This window comes from Undibacterium sp. WLX3042, from assembly GCF_049544825.1.
Lineage (GTDB): Bacteria > Pseudomonadota > Gammaproteobacteria > Burkholderiales > Burkholderiaceae_D > Undibacterium.
The window spans coordinates 3,790,734-3,808,321 of record NZ_CP186698.1 but is presented as its reverse complement, the minus strand read 5'-3'; the positions used below and the strand labels follow the sequence as shown (position 1 = coordinate 3,808,321).

The following is a 17,588-nucleotide window of genomic DNA, read 5'->3' as shown; positions in this document are numbered from 1 at the left end:
CATACGAGAAAATTCTACTTTTAGCGTCTGTTAATTTTCGGGATGATTACCGTGTAGTGGTCAACCCATCCCGGACACTACGTTAAGTTTTTCTTCAGTGACGGCCGGTGCCAGTCCTTGATTGAACTGATGTGGCCGTATCCAGTTATACCGGTGCATCAGGTAGTGGCTGATGTCCCGTTGTGCTTCTTGTGCCGTCATGTAACCGGTTGACGGCAGCCATTCCGTTTTAAAGCTGCGGAACAGCCTTTCCATCGGGGAGTTATCCCAACAATTTCCCCGACGACTCATACTCTGTCGTATCCGATAGCGCCACAAGCGCTGGCGGAATTTTCGGCTGGCGTACTGGCTACCCTGATCCGAATGAAACAGTAATCCCTGAGGTCGTCCTCGCTGCTCGTAAGCCATTTCCAGTGCTTGCACAACAAGGTCAGCGTCGGGACGCAGCGAGAATGCCCAGCCCACTGCGCGGCGCGCAAACAAGTCCAACACCACAGCCAGGTAATACCATCGCCCCTGCGCCCAGACATAGGTGATATCTCCGCACCAGACCCGATTAGGCGCCTCCACTGTGAATTCTCGATTGAGGTGGTTCGGAATATCAACCCGTTCCACCGTAGCCTGCTTATAGGCATGACTGCCAGGTTGCTTACAGACTAGCCCTAATTCTTCCATCAAACGGCTGACTTTGAAGCGGCCAATTGCCGTGCCTTCCTCACGCATCATGCCTACGATGCTGCGACTCCCAGCCGAACTACGACTCTCGACAAACAGTTCGTGCACACGGCTACGCAATGCCAAGCGCTCAACATCTATTTGCCGAGTGCGCTCCCGATGCGCGTAGAGACAAGATCGTGCTATATCGAACACCGCACAGATCAACTCGATGGATTCGTCACCACAAATCTGATCGATTACCTCGTACGTTCTATCCCTTCCGACATCAAGAGCGCGGTAGCCTTTTTTAAAATGGCCTTCTCTCGCTCAAGACGCTCAACGCGCGCCTCAAGTTCCTGTATTCGCTGTTGATCTGGCGTGATGGCCTTGCCCGGTGGCGTGCCGCCTTGTCGCTCCAGTTGCAACTGCTGTACCCAGCGCCGCAGCACCGATTCGCCAATGCCGACTGACCGACTTGCCTCCACGTGGCTGTATCCCTGATCCAGTACCAGACAGGCTGCCTGCAGTTTGAACTCAGGGGAAAATGTACGTCTTTGCTTGTTCATCAAACACCTCTCCATGACGAGTATTCTCGCCTAAATCAGTGTCCGGGTACATTAGACCACTACAGAGCCTGTAAGAATTTCTGTGTAAATGCCACGGAACAAGTCAGTGATCGTATTTTTGAATGCGATCACCAAACTCAATCATAAAACGATTTAAGGCCATACGCCAATTGTGAATCGGCATGGTCCATTTCTTTGCAGCCTGAGAGATGGCAAGATAGACTACTTTCATGGCTGATTCATCGCTTGGAAATAGCTTTCTGCGCTTGGTTGCCGAACGGATGACGCTGTTAAGTGACTCAATCGCATTGGTCGTGTAGATCGCTTTGCGTATTTCTGGGGGATACTCAAATAGCGTGCGCAGATTGACCCAGTGTGTCGTCCATGATTTGGCAATTTGCGGATATTGTTCACTCCATTGCTGGCCAAAGCGCTCTAATTCAGTCAATGCTTGATCCTCAGTCGTGGCTTGATAAATTCGCTTGAGATCAGCAGTAACAGCCTTGTAGTCCTTCCACGACACATACTTCAAGCTGTTGCGCACCATGTGGACGATGCATAGCTGAATGCGGGTTTCTGGGTATTCGGCGGCAATCGCTTCAGGGAAACCTTTAAGGCCATCGACGCAAGCGATTAGAATATCTTGCACGCCACGATTTTTTAGTTCAGTCAGCACGGATAGCCAGAACTTCGCTCCCTCATTATCGGACATCCACAGACCGAGTAGCTCTTTCTTACCCTCCATATTCACGCCAAGCGCCAAGTAGATCGCCTTGTTGATGACGCGCATGTTGTCGCGAATTTTAATGACGATACAATCCAAATAGACGATCGAATAAATGGGATCGAGTGGACGCGATTGCCATTGTGTGATTTGCTCTAGAACTCGATCCGTGACCTTGGAAATCAATGTAGGCGAGACGTCTGCATCGTACATTTCTTTAAAAGTCTGCACAATTTCGCGGGTCGATAGTCCCTTGGCGTACAGCGTCAGAATTTGATCGTCCATCGCCGTTAAGCGCGTTTGTCCTTTGCGCAAGAGCTGCGGCTCGAAGCTACCGTCACGGTCTCGTGGCGTGAGAATTTCTACTTCTCCATGCGTACCTTTGAGACGTTTTGCGGTACTGCCATTGCGTGTATTTCCTCGCCCTGGCTTGCTATCCGAATGCTTCTCGTAACCCAAATGTTCAGTGAGTTCGGCATTTAAGGCGGTTTCTACAGTGAGCTTGACCAGCTCCCTCGAAAGCATATTCAGATCCGCTTCCGTCTTGATGTCCTTGGCAAGCTCCTTTGCCAAAGCTTTCAGTTTTTCTCTATCCATTAAAATGTCCATCGGTAATTCCTCGCTCGAGAGGTTAATAGACCGTGGACATTTACACAAATTTATTTACAGGCTCGGACGTGTAAGAAATTCTGTGTGTGCGGGGCCGGGTTTTAGTTAATCGCGTTGGTGAAGCGTTCGCCAAACATGATGGCAAACTGATTGGCCGCCAGCTTCCAAGTGCGCTGTGGCATCTTCCAATCTTTTTCAATATTGCGCAAGGCTAGGAACAGCAGTTTAGTCGCTGCCTCGTCGCTGGGGAAGTGCCCACGGTTCTTAACGATCTTCCTGAGGCGCATATGCAGACTCTCGATGGCGTTGGTGGTGTAGATAATGGTGCGTACCTCCGGCGGGTAGGCAAAGAACGGCATCACCTGCTGCCACTGGCGCCGCCACATCGCCGCCACGGTCGGGAATTTCTTGCCCCACGGCCCAGCCTCAAACGCGTCCAGCGCCGCTGCGGCCAAGTCGGCATTGGCGGCTTGGTAGACGGGTTTCAATGCTGCAGCCAGTTCCTTGCGGTCCTTCCAGGCCGCCAGCGTGGTCGAGTTGCGGATCAAGTGCACGATGCAGGTCTGGATCTGCGCTTGCGGATAAACCGCTTCAATGGCCTCTGGGAAGCCGCGCAAGCCGTCAACGACAGCAATCAGAATATCGTCCAGCCCACGGTTCTTGAGCTCGTTAAACACCTTCAGCCAGAACTTGGCACCCTCGGTTTGCTCGATCCACAGCCCTAGCACCTCCTTGCAGCCGTCCGCTCGGATGCCCAGCGCCAGGTAGACCGCTTTGTTCTTCACGGTGCCTTCGTCGCGGATCTTTAGGCGCAGAGCGTCGAAGTAGACTATCGGGTACATCGCTTCCAGTGGTCGTTGCTGCCACTGGGTGACTTCGTCGATCACTTCGTCCGTGATGGTCGAGATCAGCATCGGCGACACCTCTGTGCCGTACAGTTCCAGCAGATGCCCTTGGATCTCACGGACGCTCATGCCGCGCGCGTACATGCTGATCACATGGTCGTCGAAGCCCGGCATGCGCCGCTGGCCTTTGGCCACCAGTTGCGGCTCAAAACTGGACAGGCGGTCACGTGGGATGTCGAGGTGAAGTTCGCCGCCCGGTGCCAGCACCCTCTTGGGCGTGGTGCCGTTTCGGTGATTTTTGCTGGTCGTTTCCTCGTTGGCCAAGTGATGCGTTAATTCGGCTGCCAACATGCGCTCGGCCAGCATCTTCTTGAGCTGCCCTGCCAAGCCAGATTCGCCAAGAATCGACTCGGCGTCCTTGTTCTGAACTTGGGCCAGCAGCTGATCAACCAGCTCAACTGGAAATGGGTATGGTTCTTTCTTTTTGCGAGGTTTTTTCGTGGTCATCGTATCGGTCATGGCAAATCCCTTTCGGTATTATTTCATGACCCCGGTTCACACAGAAATTCTTACAGGCTCGTGATTGCCGCGACCAGATCTACGCACAGGCGTTTGACACGCTGTACAGCCTGCCGCTGGTGCAGGCCATGACTGGACAGAGCCTGCACGACGATGCACCGCCGCGACCCCGTCCCAGCGAGACGCCCGAGCATCGCCAGTATCTGGCGCAAGAGTTGACACGGCTCGAAGCGGATATTCACAGCGGCGGGCTCGCCGAAGCCGTCATACGGGCACTGTTCTTCGTGCTCGCGGCGCGTGGCGAGGCCGACGAGCGGCACTTCCGGCACGCAGAGCAACTGGTGCGTCCCCGCCTGGGCAGCGACTTCGACATGCAGGCCTTTCGCCACCTCGTGCGTCGGCAGGCTTTGCTCATGAGGCTCGACGAGGACGCCACGGTGTCCGCCATCCCCGGATTGCTCAACGGCATAGCGCCTGATGACATCCGCCAGGTGGCGGGAATGATCGTGCAAGTGATTGGCAGCGGCGGTGTGCTGTCCGCACAAGAACAAACCAGGCTGGAACAGGTTTCTACCTTGTTCGAGCAGGCCGAGCGCCAAGCGCAGGCGGCTTCGGCGCCCGCCGTGATAAGTCCCGCCACTGATACCTCCGCTACGGTCGTGGACGCGAAGTCGACAACCGCCATGCCACGCTCTGCCAGTGGCACATCCGCTGCGGTCGAGGATGCGAATGCGGCGCCAGCCATGCCGAGCTCCGCCAGTGACACCTCCGCTCCGGCCATAAACACGACCTCCAAGACATCCTCTCCAAAGCCTAAGGCGCCTCAGAAGAAAACTGCTACGCAGAAAACTGTGTCCAAGACGCCAGCCGCCCCGCGGACAAGTCAAACACGGCGAGGGAAAGGCAAATGACGACGTCCTCCGCACCGGTCGATGGCGCCGCCGACGCATTGCAGGTTCTGCGCAACCGCACCTTCGACGAGATCGCCATCGGCGACAGCGCCAGCCTCGAACGCGCGTTTTCGCCGCAAGACATCCACATGTTCGCGCTGCAATCGGGCGATGTGGATCCGGAATCTTCGGTGTCTTCGCCCTCGCGGGGCACCACGGAGGCCATTTGTGCAAACGCCCTGATCTCGGCTGTGCTGGGAACACGCCTGCCGGGGCCTGGAACCCAATATGTCAGCCAGAACCTGCGCTTGCTCGGAGCCGTTCGGCCCGGCGACAGGCTGACCGTGCAGATGCAGGTGAGCAGCAAAGACACGGCCACCCATCACGTCACGCTGGACTGCACCTGCACCAGCCAGGAGGGGGTGGCGATTTTCCAAGGCCAGGTAGAGGTCGTAGCGCCCACTGAGCGCATTGAAAGAACGCGCACGGTTGTGTCGCAATAAGGTAGAACGGACAAAAAATGTGGCGAGAGTCCGGAAAATTAAAAAGCTAAACTATAAAACTGTTCAGCTTTGGACAAAGGCTGACCTTTGGAGGTACATACCTACTCGAACAACTCGCGCTCGAACTCGACGCCAGCCACCACCAGCGGCTCGCCGCTGGGCCAGCGCTTGGGCGGCTGGTGATCGCTGATGACCTGCACGTCGGTGTCGTCGTTGACCACGGCCACGTCTGCGGCGTGCAAAGCGGCTTGCTTGCTCGCTCGCTCGAAGCGGCAGGTGTTGGGGTCGAATGTCCAGTAGCGCATGTCAGCCTCCTTCGTTGGTCTGTGCTTTCTTTCTCTCGTGCTCATCGAGCAGCCGTTGGTAGGACTCATAGGCGGGCGTGCCGGGTGGCGCGAAGTTCGGCAGCAAGGTGATCTCGCTTTCCTCTTCGATGACCGGTCGCCCTCTCACCGGCTCCGGCATCAGGCCCAGCTCGCTGGCAACCCGTATCAGCGCCCGGATTTCCTTGCGGATGGCGGCGACGTTTTCGGTGGTGGTGGTGGCGTAGCCCTTGGCCAACCCGACCCGAGCCACCCGCGTGCTTTCGGCCAGCGTGTCCAGCTCGAACTGCGCTGCTGCCTTCAACTCTTCTTCGTCTTGCCGGACGCGCCACTCCCGCCACTCTTCGACTTCGGCCGGGGTGAGGATGGCCAGCGCATCGGCAGGCAGCTCGCGCGCTTCGCGGTCGAACTTGGCCACCACGCGCTGCACGTTCTTCCCCTCGGGAAAATCCGGCGTTACTTCGCGCACCCGGCGCAGGCACTGGACTCTGTGCCCCTCTCGGTAAGTGCCGTCCTTGTCGCGGTGCCGGATGATCTTGAACTGCATGGGTGCGTTCTCTTCTGCTTGTTGTTGCGTACAACTAAAACTATACGCGATGGCGCAAAAGTCTGCTACTATTCGCTTGTGGTCGGTAGGTATATACATACCTACGCGCCGGATGCGCGGCAGACCATCAAGGGCGATGGTGAGCAGCTATGCTGCTGCAATCGGTAGGTATATACATAGATAGGAGCACCCCATGATTTTTGCCTGCGTAAATACCAAAGGCGGCGTTTCTAAGACGACGACGGCCGTGCATTTAGCAGTGATGCTGGCCCGTCAGGGCAAGACGCTGCTCATCGACGGCGACCCGCAGGCCTCGGCCGCGAGCTGGGCCGCATGGCGTCGTGAGACGCAGTACGACCCGTCGCCCACCACCACCTGCCTCGCGGGCAAGGCGATCTTGGCCGAAGGCAAGCAACTGGCCACCGGCTTTGAGCACGTCGTCGTGGATGCAGGCGGCCGTGATTCCGTGGGCCTGCGCTCCGCGCTGCTGCTGGCCCAGCGTGCCGTGATCCCGGTCGGTGCCTCCAATCTGGACGCAGCGGCCATGACTGACCTGCTGGAAGTCGTCGAGCTGGCCCGCGACTACAACCCCGAGCTGGACGTGCGCGTGCTGCTGACCCGCGTCGATCCGCGCACCAAGGATGCGGCCGAGATGCTGGAATTCTTGGCCGAGCAGAAGCTGACTGTGCTGCCCACCAAGGTCTGCGAGCGCGTGGCCTTCCGCCGCGCCATCGGCGAGGGCGCGACCGTTCAGGAGCTGGGCCGCGATCAAGCAGCGATCAGCGAGATGGAAGCGTTCTTCCGTGAGGTGATGGCATGAAGGCAAAACCGGACATCGGCTTTGCCCAGCGCAAAGACCTGAACGAGTTTTTGGAAAGTGGCGCTGCTGATCGCGCCGAAAAGCCTGCGGCACCCGCCGCGCCTGCACCGGCAGCAACGCCGCCCGTGGTCGAGGAAGGCCCGCGCTATGGCCGCGCACGGGTGCAAAAAATCTTCAACTTTCCCGAAGAGCTGGCTGATCGGCTGCGCGAAGAGGCCAGTGCGCGCTCCAAGCAGACCGGCCGCCGTGTCACTGAGAAGGACATCGTGGTCGAGGCGCTGGAAGCCTTCCTCAAGCGCTGATAGGTATGTATATACCTATCTATGTATATACATAACGATTTCGAGTATGGACTATAGTCCATACAAGTGACGACACCCACACCATACAGCGACAGGCGCGACGTTTTCTGATATCGTTGCGATTGGGCGCGGAATAGGGTATAAACGATGCTGACGACAACTGCTAGTGTGGTCGCGCCGAAGGTTTTGAAGGAACTCATCGCCGCTGGGTCGGTTTCCGCCGCCCGCGTGGAGCCCGGTGATAAGGGTCTTCTGATTGTGGTGCGAGCCGGAATGAATGAGCGAGTGCTGGGTGCTGCCCGTGGCGGCCTTCGGTACTTCCAGAGGTTGTGTCGCAATAAGGTAGAACGGACAAAAAATGTGGCGAGAGTCCGGAAAATTAAAAAGCTAAACTATAAAACTGTTCAGCTTTGGACAAAGGCTGACCTTTGGAGGCTTGAATTATTGTGTCCATAAATAAATTTGTGGACACAATCAATTTGTGCCCCAAATTCAATCATGGCATCGTGCGGTACCCAAGGGTAGACGGCGGTGGGCGGACGCTTACTGTAAATGCATTTGCATAACAAATTTAATTTATATCGATGGCACTTAAAATACTAATTGCCTATATCTAAAGGTATGACATGCGCAATTGAGCGGCCTCCAAAAATTAGTCATATAAAGATGCCGAGTCTGCTTATCAGCAGTCAACATGAAAAAGCGATTTACTTAAATACAAATCATCGGGTTGTTAAGGATGTGGAATTTCGATAGGACACTAGCTTGAATTGAGATGGACGCAATCAAAAACTGACAAAGTTGATGATTGGTACTCAGTACTTTCAGATCTAGATGCGGTGATTTAACGACATACCTGGCATAGCTATAAAGCAGTTCAATTTTTGAACTAGGCGAATGAATTGGGAGGAGAGGCAGAATATTGAGCGGAACCTATTGATTTATATAGGTTTCCGCACAATTTCAACAGACCATTTCAGAGTTCATATTTTGTAGCGATGAACTGGACCTATGTTCAGTTTTTGAACTGGAAAATTCAATTTCCAGTACATTTTTTGAAGCGGTGGATGCTTTTTTCTGTACAGGCGATTTTTTTATCGATTGCTTTTGAATACCCTCCGCTTTTAACTTACGACACCCATCAGTTAAGGCTTGCGTTGCCTCACTCAATGTCTTGTATGCTTTGTAATCATGGGTGGCCTTTACCGCCTGTATGCCGTGCTTTGGTATATCAAACACGTCTAAATCAGTAAACCTATAAAGCGAACAAACGCGAGTACCCTGTTTGAGTCCACCAGCCCTCGTTAGAGCAATGAATCCTAGCGAACGCAATTCGTAAAGCGATTTAAACAACGTAGTAGGTGATTTCCAGCCCCGATGCTTCAACTCAGAGAACACCGCATTAATATTGCCGTTATTACTTCCGTTATACGACATTCTCAGATCAATCAGCAAAGTTTTTCCCGCTGAACTCAACACACGATAAGCTGGTGAATGCAATAGATCATGGTACAGCGAGATATATCGCCCAGATTGGCCATTGTTTTTCTTCTGCTTAGCCATGATCCATCCCCACCAATATCAAATGGAACGACCAGAAATTCATGATTGGCTATTTCTGTAACGATTTTCTATGAACGCTTCAATTTCAGAAGCATCCCAAACCGTTACCGATTCACCCAACTTGAATGGCTTTGGAAATTTACCCTGACGAACCCAACGCCATATTGTCGCCGGGCTCACAGGAAGCTTACCTGGCTTATTTGCGGTGGTTGCTAACTCGCTGAGTCTGATAATTCGTGGTGACATGAGATACCCTTTTAAAATACGCCGTAGCGCGAAGGGTTGAACTATGCAATTTATACTTACCCATGTGTCCAAATTCGGAATTCCAAAAACCGAATTCGTTTTTACTCTTACTTCATGCGCGATTCAAGTGCTAATGGAATTGCCTTTAATACCTTGATTATGGTGTCATCTGTAATAGGAGCTCCGAACTCTTCCGTGAGTTTGGAAATATTTTTTGCCGCACCCCTAGCATTTACATCTAATCCAGCATAATTCCCCAACACAGCAATCAAGGTAAGTAGAGTGTTTTTTTCGTTTGTACCCAAAGGCTTTGGTTCTGGCAGCTTTTGTTTTTGAGGAATTCTCAGTTCATCATCACGAATACCAAGAGCCATTGGCGCATTTTTTATAAACTTATAAACAGATCCAATATTGTTATCAACAAGCCACTTATGCATCACTCGACGAGAAAGCTTTTGTCTTGGAAAGATGCTTGATCCAAAGCTGCTCAACCATTTAGATAAATTTATTTCCTCAGGACGCAATGGCCTAAGATAATCAATTTTTCTCAATACATTATCGAAGTCTAAACTTGAAATGCCTGGAATTGGTTGATGTTCAATTGGGAAAATCCCAAGATAACCCTCGACCAAACGGCGAAATTCATCGCTTAATAACTCAAAAATTAACGGTTCTCGGGCGGATTCAACTCTACCAATGATGCACTCAGAATAATAAGCATGCGCGCTCTCAAAAGCGCGCTCCATTAAATTATAAGTATCTTCTGGCAATCCCTCCTTTTTCGCCAAGTCTGATGAAGGGTCAATTCCATTAATTAGAAATGCAACCTCAACTGGTGAAAACGATTGTTTCGTGTTGTAACCCTCCCGTAAAATCAAGCCATGCATAACTAGAGTTCTTGAGGCAAACTTATATGCCAAGGGAGAACAGAAATGCGTAAGAGCAGATTTACAGAGACACAGATTGTAACCCTCCCGTAAAATCAAGCCATGCATAACTAGAGTTCTTGAGGCAAACTTATATGCCAAGGGAGAACAGAAATGCGTAAGAGCAGATTTACAGAGACACAGATCATTCCAAAGGTCAGCCTTTGTCCAAAGCTGAACAGTTTTATAGTTTAGCTTTTTAATTTTCCGGACTCTCGCCACATTTTTTGTCCGTTCTACCTTATTGCGACACAACCCTTTTGTGCGTAGTCCGCAGCTGGCGATGGGAAGCCTGCGTGTACCGGACTTTCAAATAACGTCAGGCTCGAAACTGTACGGGAAAAAGGAATGGGTGCATTCATGATTGGATACTGTATATATAATCAGTATATGAGAATGCTCAGCAAAAAACAAGTTTGACCTCTTGGCGTGCAGTCATTTGCACCTTATGCCTTTTAGCGTTGTCATTTGTATAGACTAAAAAAAGTTCATTCCTAAAGAGATATCGTCTTATCTATTTGATTTACGTATTTACTTTTCTCATCAGTAACTTCGATTTGTCTTCAGAGACGTCAACCTGAACCGAATCACCAATCTGTAAATCCAATTGCGCCAATAGATCGTCTGGCAGCTCAATCATCATATCGCCGCTCCCATCGCCAGTATCGATTAAGCTTGCTGTCCACCGGGTAGGAACTGTGTTGGCTGAAGTCATTATTTTGCCTCGCGGAATAAGGTTCGAAATGCTCGTGCCGTCATGGTAGCAAATTTGGGGTGAATGGTAATGTCATCGCTGAGACGTTCCCTCAATCCGGCCTGAACAGGCTCGTCATCGTCGAGATCACGTAGAGTGAAAACAATCTCTTTTTTTGGAATGTGCTCCCAGGTGTTGGAAAAATGCCTGAAATCCTGGCTCATCTAATTGTCCAAAAATACCTTCCTCGCCATACGGATCTATTGCGGAAACAGCGTCTGGACGGTGATTATTGATATCCTCTGCCTGCGCTTTCAGTTCTTCGACAAACTGAGACTGTGTCTCCGGCCCTCCATGCCAGGACAATTCCCATAAAATACCGTGCAGAACTTGTCCTAAATTGATTCCCATCAGCTGGATTTTTTCTAATTCGTGTCCATATTTTTTTGCAGAGAGATCGTTTTCGCAAATGCTGACGACTTGGTTGTAGCGTATAGGGATAAGAAGTAACTCGCGAAGATGTGTTGTAGAAACACTCCAGTGGATTCTCGTGCCTGCAGGATAGATATTTCCATTTCCATAGTCGAAGTCTTCACGTAACAGATACCCTACGCCATGAAAGTCCAATCGATGTATGGGATCATATTCACGCGTTGCAGTATTCAGTTGCCACGTTTGATAGAGCTCTAAAAATTCAATGCCATCAGGTGCATAGTCATGACTCCAGGACGAAGAAGCACCTTTCCTGGCTTCAGCCAATAATTCATCGCTAAAGTCTCGTCGTAATATCGCAATTAATATCGGGGCAGCGTCGAGCAAGCGAAAAATATCTGCCAGCAAAACATCCTTTTCAATCGTGATAGATTCAAATAAGTATTCGTGCGCCGCTGTAGTGATATCGAGATCAACATAGCCCCCTTCTTCCGTCACTTCGTCGTATTCCCACTTACGCCATAAAAGGACAGGGCCAGGTTTCAATATTAATTCGGACATGATGAGGATTTGATCTCATGAAAATAATAAATTGCGGTACTAGTGCATTCTGAATACTATCACTCACCCCATAACTGAATAATTTCATTAACTCTTTAATCTTTTTCATAGACGGTCCCAGCTCTGGAGTTAGCTCATCACAGCTGCACACTCCGCTTCGGCTATTGCTACAGAGCCCTCAATTGTCAAAAAGGTGAGACGAAGGATTAAACTCGGGTATGCGGATTTTATGATTGAAATAAATTAATGTAATTCTAGCCTAACTTCGGAAATTATGATTGATATTTAAATTATTCGATCTATAATGAGGCAATCACTATTTGTATGGGCTGTAATAAGTGTGGGGGTTTAACGGTTCGATACCGTTCCAGTGGTGACGTAAAAAGCACTTCAGGCAAGGTTGAAGTCCCCACACTTATTACCGGTTAAAGAAAAATCCGCGCTGGCTGGAAGTCAGTAATTACAGGAGAAATTATGACAGTCCCAGAAAGCGGTAACGATAAAGTAAAAATTCTTCGTGCATCAGGTGAAGCACTACGCGCTCTTGAAGCAGTTTTTAATGTAGAACAGGCGGCAGTCGTTAACGACCTTATTGAGGAGTCTTGTTGGAGTACAGACGCCGCACTGCGTGACTTCGTAGGTGGACGCGGAACTCCAGAAGAACGTTTGTCAGCAATTCTCAATGCGATTGACGATGAATACACGTCCTGCCCGTATTGTAATGGCGAACCGCAGCCTACCGTTTGTAGCGAATGTGGAGGAACTGGCAAAGCACTATTAGAACTGGGTGGTGCAGGGGCAAGGGTTGTGTCGCAATAAGGTAGAACGGACAAAAAATGTGGCGAGAGTCCGGAAAATTAAAAAGCTAAACTATAAAACTGTTCAGCTTTGGACAAAGGCTGACCTTTGGAGTAAGCGTAAAGCCAACGCCGTCTTGAGCCGGATGTTGATTTGCTAGATGATGGCATCACACCGCTGGGAAGCGGCGTGTTGTTTAGGCTGAGGGGAGCTGTGCGGCACAGTTCCAGGGTAGGAAGTCGCCAACCCGGTTGACCGGATGCTCTGCGATATTTGCCAGTACATGGCGCAGCCAAGCCTCGGGGTCAACACCGCCCAGCTTGGCGGTGCCGATCAGCGAGTAGATGGCAGCAGCGCGCTCGCCACCGCTGTCGGCGCCGGCGAACAGGTAGTTGCGTCGGCCGATGGCGATACCGCGCAGCGCCCGTTCGGCTGCCGAGTTATCGATCTCGATGGCGCCGTTGTCGCAGTAGCGCGTCAGGGCCGGCCACAGGTTCAGGGCATACAGGATGGCCGCTGCCGTGTCCGACTTGCGGGACAGCTTTTCCAGAGACGTGCGCAGCCAGCGCTCCAGGTCGTCGAGCAAGGGGCATGCTTCTGTCTGCCGCACTGACTTGCGCTGGTCCGGCGGTTTGCCACGGATTTCTGCTTCAATCCGATACAGCTCGGCGATGCGCCGCAGCGCTTCGGTTGTCAGCGGCGATGGCCGTGCTGCATGCAGGTCGTGGAACTTGCGCCGAGCATGCGCCCAGCAGGCTGCCTCGTGGATATCGCCGTTTTCGTACAAAGCGTTGAAGCCGGCGTAGGCATCGGCTTGCAGCACGCCCTTGAACTGGGCCAGGTGGCTTTGCGGGTGGATGCCCTTGCGATCCGGCGAGTAGGCGAACCACACCGCCGGCGGCGTGTTGTCGCCAGCTGGCCGATCATCACGCACATAGGTCCACAGGCGCCCGGTTTTGGTTTTGCCGTTGCCAGGCGCGAGCACTGGTACCGGCGTGTCATCGGCATGCAATTTAGTGCCAGCCAGTACGTGTTTACGGATGGCATCGACCAGCGGGCGCAGCAGCGCGCTGGCAGCGCCGACCCAGCTGGCCAGCAGGGCCCGGTCCAGCTCGACACCTTCGCGGGCGTAGATCACCGACTGCCGATACAACGGCAGGTGATCCGCGAACTTGGCAACCAGCACATGCGCCAGCAGGCCCGGACCGGCGATACCGCGCGCAATCGGCCGGCTTGGGGCAGGCGCCTGCACGATGGTGTCGCAGCAGCCGCAGGCCAGTTTCGGGCGCACGTGACGGATCACGCGGAAGCTGGCCGGCACGAACTCGAGTTGCTCGGCCACGTCCTCGCCCAGTTGATGCAGCTTGCCGCCGCAGGACGGGCAGGCTTCGTCGGGAGGCAGGTAGCGCTGTTCATCACGCGGCAGATGCTCGGGCAAAGGCTTGCGTGCCGCCCGTTTGCGCGGCGCCTGGTCCGCTGCCGGCATCTCCCGTTCGGCCTCGGCGTCGTCGGCCTGCAAGTCTTCAAGCTGCAACTCCAGTTGTTCGATCTGGTGGTCGAGTTTTTCGGACTTGCGGCCGAATTGCATACGTCGCAGCTTGGCAATTTGCAGTTTCAGATGCTCGATCTCGGCGGCGCGGGTATTCAACTGCGCTTTCAAGCCCGCCACTTCGACCTCACGCGCCCACAGCAATGCCTTCAGGGCATCGATGTCGTTGGGCAGGTCGGCAGGGTTGAACATGGACCGAGTTTACGCGAGGTACGCGACGTTTACAAGGCCGCTGTCGGGCGCCAGGTGCGCTCTGGCCGACGCCAGTCTATGCCTTCGAGCAGCATCGATAACTGTGCCTGCGTCAGTGCGACACTGCCATCGGCGGCCTGCGGCCAGACGAAGCGCCCGCGCTCAAGCCGCTTGGACAGAAGGCACAGGCCATCACCACTCCACCATAGCACCTTGAGCATGTCGCCGCGCCGCCCCCGAAACACGAACACGTGGCCGCTGAACGGGTCTTCGGCCAGCGCCGCCTGCACCTTGACGGCCAGCCCGTTCATGCCTGCACGCATGTCGGTGACGCCGGCGGCCAGCCATATCTTCGTGCCTGCTGGCAAACCGATCATGGCAGTAGCCGCGCCAGCAACAGTGTCAGCGTCGCCGCATCGACCTGGCCCTCCAGGCGCAGCTGGGCCTGGCCCACGCTGAGCACGATCACGCCGGGCGGGACGCTGGCGACCGGTGCACTTGCGGGCAAGGTGTCGAGCACTGTGACGGCCACCAGCTGGCTTGGCGCATTGCCGCCGGCAAGCGCCTGGTCACCGAAACGCTTGCGCCAACTGAACAACTGATTGGTGTTGATCTTGAGCTCACGGGCGATCAGCGAGACGGAGGCGCCATCAATCTGCGTACGTGCGACAGCGGCACGCTTGAATTCATCGCTGTGACGGCGATATGGCCCGCGTTTCGCCTTGGTTGTAACTGGTTGAATTATTGTGTCCATAAATAAATTTGTGGACACAATCAATTTGTGCCCCAAATTCAATCATGGCATCGTGCGGTACCCAAGGGTAGACGGCGGTGGGCGGACGCTTACCCTCCAAAGGTCAGCCTTTGTCCAAAGCTGAACAGTTTTATAGTTTAGCTTTTTAATTTTCCGGACTCTCGCCACATTTTTTGTCCGTTCTACCTTATTGCGACACAACCATTGGATGAGCAGGCATGCGCAAAGCCGATCTCCTCGGAGTGCGCGGAGGCCTTGGCTACCGTGACGGGGGTCGCCACGGATAGACGCCTGGCTGCACTGTCCGAACTATGGCTGGCGCAGGCTCAGGCCATGAAGCCCGGCTCAGCGCAGCAAGCCGCCTGGCTTGAGACGATTCGCTATGCCTATGCTTATCTGTTCCTTGGTGACCATACTCCGGGAGAGCGGGCCTTCGAGGATCGCCAGACCCAAGTGCGGGATTGGTATAACTATGCCGTCGAGCATGCGGCCACCGGCATGTTCGAAGTTCGGCAACAAATGCCGACGCAGTTGCCCGACCAGACCAGTTGGAACATTGCAGGCTGGGAACTGAAGCTGGATATGCGCGGCGCGCGCTTACCGGGCAGTACGGCGGTGCCAGCCGAACTCCTGCCAGCCTCGTCCCTGTCTTTCCGTGGATTGCGTAGCCTCTACCGGCGCGACGGCTTTGGCGCCGAGCTTGTGGCGGTCATTCCGGACGAGTCCCTGAGCGCCGCCCCAACTCGGGGTGGTCGCCCAGCGGCAAAACATGATCAGCAACCGCTGCCCTGGAGCGAGATGCCCGCGCCGTCCATGACGGTTCTGCTGCATCCCGACGGAGACAACTTGGACAGCGTGCTGCATGCTCGTACAGCCCGTCTGACGGTGCATGACCCCTATGTGGAATCGGCCATTATGCTGCGCGGCCAACGTGTGCCGCTGGCGGCCAATTTCACGGCCGGCTATGGCGTATGGCTGGCCCGTGCCAATTTCAACCGCCAGTCGCTGCGCAGCCTGCTCGGGCGCGAGGGTGGCATCGACCGCCCGCACGTCTACTTGATGCAGCCCTACGATCCGAACAGGCGGATCATCGTCATGCTGCACGGACTGGCCAGCAGCCCTGAAGCCTGGGTGGAACTCGCCAACGAAATCCTGGGCGATGAGGCCCTGCGCCAGCATTACCAGATCTGGCAGGTCTACTACCCGACCAACATGCCAGTCGCGTTGAACCACGCCATGATTCGCAGGGCGCTCGGGGATACGCTGACGCATTTCGACCCATCCGGCCAAGCGCCGGCGTCGTCCGACCTCGTGCTGGTGGGGCATAGCATGGGCGGGGTCATCGCGCGGTTGATGGTGTCGTCAACCGATCAATCGCTGGTGCAATTGGCTGCGGATCACAGTCGGTTGACGCCGCAGCAGATCAGGCGCATTGATCCCATGTTGCGCTTCGAGCCCTTCCCGAATGTCAGCAGTGCCATCTTCATCGCGGCGCCTCATCGGGGCACATCGGTCGCGGGTGGACGCCTGGGGCGCTGGATGGCGGGATTTATCCGCTTTCCCATTACGGTGCTCGAAGAACTCGCCCATACACTGACACCCAATGCGGCCGCCAGCAGCCGTGAAAGCCTGGCAACCATTCCCAATAGCGTGAACAATCTCGACGAAAACGATCCGTTCGTGCGTACGGCGGCGGGCTTTCCCATCTCATCCCAGGTGCGCTATCACTCGATCGTGGCCCAAGCCAATTCCGAAGTGGCCCTCGATGATTCCGATGACGGTCTTGTGCCTTATCGCAGCGCACATCTTCCCGGCGCACAGTCCGAGAAAGTCATTATTTCGGGGCACAGCGTGCAACAGAGCGCGGCCGCGATACTGGAGATCCAGCGTATTCTGAGAGAGGACATGGCTCTGCGGGAAGCGCATTTACAGCCATAGACAACTGCCATCTGCTGTACGCAGCCGAGCTGATTTGGGCAAGCTTGGCGGATTCAAAAGTGAAGTGCAACACCTGCAACCCTGTAAGGTCCGCAGATGCAAAGCACCCCAAGACACTACCAGCAACTTCAGCCTGAAGAGCGCGTGACGTTGGCCAGTCTGGTCCAGCAAAAGTTCGGCATCAGAGAGATGGCCGGGATGCTCAACAGGTCTCCGAGCACCATCAGCCGCGAGTTGAGCCGCAACAGTGGCACAGAGGGCTACGCCAGCGCCCAGGCGCGTGAGCAAAGCACCCAGCGGCGCAAGGCTGCCCGCCCTGCCATCAAGCTCCATGCTGACGCCTTGTTGTTCGATGTGGTGTGCCACTACCGTTCCAACCATAGATCAGGTTAAATCGGCCGAAAGGTTCCAAGTCAGCTGGCCATGCGAAATGGTCAAAGATGCGATGCCCACGAATCTTGCTGATGCGATCGAGTTTCATTGGTCTCCCTGTGTCTGTTCAGAATATTAAGACACCCTCTGCTGACCTTGAGGGCAGCCCCCACCCATTTGGGTTGTGTCGCAATAAGCGGATCTGGTAAAGTTTGGTATGGACGATTTTCGCAAAAGCCTCATCAAAAGTACCCTCTG

At 54.1% G+C, this 17,588-nt stretch carries 20 protein-coding genes; 7 read left to right on the top strand and 13 right to left on the bottom strand.

Going from position 1 to position 17,588, the window contains the following annotated elements; genetic code table 11:
• Positions 1–60 precede the first annotated feature (60 nt).
• From ACPAOP_RS17455 to ACPAOP_RS17445, 3 genes are all read right to left on the bottom strand, one after another.
• Positions 61–1,223 (bottom strand): IS3 family transposase gene (locus tag ACPAOP_RS17455; protein WP_423708842.1). Its coding sequence is split into 2 segments (ribosomal slippage): positions 61–968 and positions 968–1,223, totalling 1,164 coding nucleotides; the frame shifts between segments, so codons are not numbered across the junction.
• A gap of 103 nt (positions 1,224–1,326) precedes the next feature.
• Entirely contained in the window at positions 1,327–2,544 is a 1,218-nt protein-coding gene (locus ACPAOP_RS17450) for an IS256 family transposase (protein WP_200179190.1), read from the bottom strand.
• Between the two features lie 113 nt (positions 2,545–2,657).
• On the bottom strand, positions 2,658–3,908 hold the full coding sequence (locus ACPAOP_RS17445; protein ID WP_423682368.1) for an IS256 family transposase: 1,251 nt from the start codon (positions 3,906–3,908) through the stop codon (positions 2,658–2,660).
• An 89-nt stretch (positions 3,909–3,997) separates the two neighbouring features.
• On the opposite strand from ACPAOP_RS17445, the gene ACPAOP_RS17440 reads away from it, so the two are divergent.
• Together ACPAOP_RS17440 and ACPAOP_RS17435 are read left to right on the top strand one after the other, a co-directional pair.
• Positions 3,998–4,831 (top strand): hypothetical protein, encoded by an 834-nt coding sequence (locus ACPAOP_RS17440; protein ID WP_423710041.1) that lies wholly within the window; start codon positions 3,998–4,000, stop codon positions 4,829–4,831.
• Positions 4,828–5,313, top strand: a complete 486-nt coding sequence (locus ACPAOP_RS17435) for a hypothetical protein (RefSeq protein ID WP_423708841.1) — start codon at positions 4,828–4,830, stop codon at positions 5,311–5,313. Before ACPAOP_RS17440 ends, ACPAOP_RS17435 begins: the two co-directional genes overlap by 4 nt.
• A 101-nt stretch (positions 5,314–5,414) precedes the next feature.
• Here ACPAOP_RS17435 and ACPAOP_RS17430 read toward each other — a convergent pair whose 3' ends face one another.
• Together ACPAOP_RS17430 and ACPAOP_RS17425 are read right to left on the bottom strand one after the other, a co-directional pair.
• Entirely contained in the window at positions 5,415–5,618 is a 204-nt protein-coding gene (locus tag ACPAOP_RS17430; protein WP_136774625.1) for a hypothetical protein, read from the bottom strand.
• A gap of 1 nt (position 5,619) precedes the next feature.
• Complete coding sequence (locus ACPAOP_RS17425; protein WP_423680235.1) at positions 5,620–6,183, bottom strand: hypothetical protein; 564 nt, start codon at positions 6,181–6,183, stop codon at positions 5,620–5,622.
• Between the two features lie 193 nt (positions 6,184–6,376).
• Here ACPAOP_RS17425 and ACPAOP_RS17420 point away from each other — a divergent pair, with 193 nt between their 5' ends.
• Complete coding sequence (locus ACPAOP_RS17420; RefSeq protein WP_423680234.1) at positions 6,377–7,003, top strand: AAA family ATPase; 627 nt, start codon at positions 6,377–6,379, stop codon at positions 7,001–7,003.
• Positions 7,000–7,305 (top strand): hypothetical protein, encoded by a 306-nt coding sequence (locus ACPAOP_RS17415; RefSeq protein ID WP_079437282.1) that lies wholly within the window; start codon positions 7,000–7,002, stop codon positions 7,303–7,305. Before ACPAOP_RS17420 ends, ACPAOP_RS17415 begins: the two co-directional genes overlap by 4 nt.
• Before the next feature lie 963 nt (positions 7,306–8,268).
• Here the strand turns inward: ACPAOP_RS17415 and ACPAOP_RS17410 are convergent.
• The 5 genes from ACPAOP_RS17410 to ACPAOP_RS17390 form a co-directional block, all read right to left on the bottom strand.
• Entirely contained in the window at positions 8,269–8,868 is a 600-nt protein-coding gene (locus ACPAOP_RS17410; RefSeq protein ID WP_423708840.1) for a hypothetical protein, read from the bottom strand.
• A 39-nt stretch (positions 8,869–8,907) separates the two neighbouring features.
• Positions 8,908–9,114 (bottom strand): helix-turn-helix transcriptional regulator, encoded by a 207-nt coding sequence (locus ACPAOP_RS17405; protein WP_423708839.1) that lies wholly within the window; start codon positions 9,112–9,114, stop codon positions 8,908–8,910.
• A 107-nt stretch (positions 9,115–9,221) separates the two neighbouring features.
• Complete coding sequence (locus ACPAOP_RS17400; protein WP_423708838.1) at positions 9,222–10,001, bottom strand: hypothetical protein; 780 nt, start codon at positions 9,999–10,001, stop codon at positions 9,222–9,224.
• A 562-nt stretch (positions 10,002–10,563) separates the two neighbouring features.
• Entirely contained in the window at positions 10,564–10,755 is a 192-nt protein-coding gene (locus ACPAOP_RS17395; protein WP_423708837.1) for a hypothetical protein, read from the bottom strand.
• A 126-nt stretch (positions 10,756–10,881) separates the two neighbouring features.
• Positions 10,882–11,727 carry a hypothetical protein gene (locus tag ACPAOP_RS17390; RefSeq protein ID WP_423708836.1) on the bottom strand — a complete coding sequence of 282 codons (846 nt, stop codon included), beginning with the start codon at positions 11,725–11,727 and terminating at the stop codon, positions 10,882–10,884.
• A gap of 474 nt (positions 11,728–12,201) precedes the next feature.
• Between ACPAOP_RS17390 and ACPAOP_RS17385 the strand changes: the two genes are divergently transcribed.
• Positions 12,202–12,546, top strand: a complete 345-nt coding sequence (locus ACPAOP_RS17385; protein ID WP_423708835.1) for a hypothetical protein — start codon at positions 12,202–12,204, stop codon at positions 12,544–12,546.
• Between the two features lie 175 nt (positions 12,547–12,721).
• Here ACPAOP_RS17385 and tnpC read toward each other — a convergent pair whose 3' ends face one another.
• The 3 genes from tnpC to ACPAOP_RS17370 are packed head-to-tail and all read right to left on the bottom strand — an operon-like array spanning position 12,722 to position 15,038.
• Positions 12,722–14,266 (bottom strand): IS66 family transposase, encoded by a 1,545-nt coding sequence (gene tnpC / locus ACPAOP_RS17380; protein ID WP_423708834.1) that lies wholly within the window; start codon positions 14,264–14,266, stop codon positions 12,722–12,724.
• 29 nt (positions 14,267–14,295) lie between these two features.
• A complete protein-coding gene (tnpB, locus tag ACPAOP_RS17375) occupies positions 14,296–14,643 on the bottom strand; it encodes an IS66 family insertion sequence element accessory protein TnpB (protein WP_070346880.1) in 348 nt (115 codons plus the stop codon).
• Positions 14,640–15,038, bottom strand: a complete 399-nt coding sequence (locus tag ACPAOP_RS17370; RefSeq protein ID WP_423710040.1) for a transposase — start codon at positions 15,036–15,038, stop codon at positions 14,640–14,642. Before ACPAOP_RS17370 ends, tnpB begins: the two co-directional genes overlap by 4 nt.
• Positions 15,039–15,353: 315 nt before the next feature.
• On the opposite strand from ACPAOP_RS17370, the gene ACPAOP_RS17365 reads away from it, so the two are divergent.
• Positions 15,354–16,958, top strand: a complete 1,605-nt coding sequence (locus tag ACPAOP_RS17365; protein ID WP_423708833.1) for an esterase/lipase family protein — start codon at positions 15,354–15,356, stop codon at positions 16,956–16,958.
• Between the two features lie 96 nt (positions 16,959–17,054).
• On the top strand, positions 17,055–17,351 hold the full coding sequence (locus ACPAOP_RS17360) for a helix-turn-helix domain-containing protein (RefSeq protein ID WP_374316195.1): 297 nt from the start codon (positions 17,055–17,057) through the stop codon (positions 17,349–17,351).
• The last annotated feature ends 237 nt before the right edge of the window (positions 17,352–17,588 follow it).

Excerpts from the sequence above, each read along its gene's own strand:
- ACPAOP_RS17450 (WP_200179190.1), bottom strand. The coding sequence starts at position 2,544 with ATGGATAGAGAAAAACTGAAAGCTTTGGCAAAGGAGCTTGCCAAGGAC.
- ACPAOP_RS17445 (WP_423682368.1), bottom strand. The coding sequence starts at position 3,908 with ATGACCACGAAAAAACCTCGCAAAAAGAAAGAACCATACCCATTTCCA.
- ACPAOP_RS17435 (WP_423708841.1), top strand. The coding sequence starts at position 4,828 with ATGACGACGTCCTCCGCACCGGTCGATGGCGCCGCCGACGCATTGCAG.
- ACPAOP_RS17430 (WP_136774625.1), bottom strand. The coding sequence starts at position 5,618 with ATGCGCTACTGGACATTCGACCCCAACACCTGCCGCTTCGAGCGAGCG.
- ACPAOP_RS17425 (WP_423680235.1), bottom strand. The coding sequence starts at position 6,183 with ATGCAGTTCAAGATCATCCGGCACCGCGACAAGGACGGCACTTACCGA.
- ACPAOP_RS17420 (WP_423680234.1), top strand. The coding sequence starts at position 6,377 with ATGATTTTTGCCTGCGTAAATACCAAAGGCGGCGTTTCTAAGACGACG.
- ACPAOP_RS17415 (WP_079437282.1), top strand. The coding sequence starts at position 7,000 with ATGAAGGCAAAACCGGACATCGGCTTTGCCCAGCGCAAAGACCTGAAC.
- ACPAOP_RS17410 (WP_423708840.1), bottom strand. The coding sequence starts at position 8,868 with ATGGCTAAGCAGAAGAAAAACAATGGCCAATCTGGGCGATATATCTCG.
- ACPAOP_RS17405 (WP_423708839.1), bottom strand. The coding sequence starts at position 9,114 with ATGTCACCACGAATTATCAGACTCAGCGAGTTAGCAACCACCGCAAAT.
- ACPAOP_RS17400 (WP_423708838.1), bottom strand. The coding sequence starts at position 10,001 with ATGCATGGCTTGATTTTACGGGAGGGTTACAACACGAAACAATCGTTT.
- ACPAOP_RS17395 (WP_423708837.1), bottom strand. The coding sequence starts at position 10,755 with ATGACTTCAGCCAACACAGTTCCTACCCGGTGGACAGCAAGCTTAATC.
- ACPAOP_RS17390 (WP_423708836.1), bottom strand. The coding sequence starts at position 11,727 with ATGTCCGAATTAATATTGAAACCTGGCCCTGTCCTTTTATGGCGTAAG.
- ACPAOP_RS17385 (WP_423708835.1), top strand. The coding sequence starts at position 12,202 with ATGACAGTCCCAGAAAGCGGTAACGATAAAGTAAAAATTCTTCGTGCA.
- tnpC (WP_423708834.1), bottom strand. The coding sequence starts at position 14,266 with ATGTTCAACCCTGCCGACCTGCCCAACGACATCGATGCCCTGAAGGCA.
- tnpB (WP_070346880.1), bottom strand. The coding sequence starts at position 14,643 with ATGATCGGTTTGCCAGCAGGCACGAAGATATGGCTGGCCGCCGGCGTC.
- ACPAOP_RS17365 (WP_423708833.1), top strand. The coding sequence starts at position 15,354 with ATGAAGCCCGGCTCAGCGCAGCAAGCCGCCTGGCTTGAGACGATTCGC.
- ACPAOP_RS17360 (WP_374316195.1), top strand. The coding sequence starts at position 17,055 with ATGCAAAGCACCCCAAGACACTACCAGCAACTTCAGCCTGAAGAGCGC.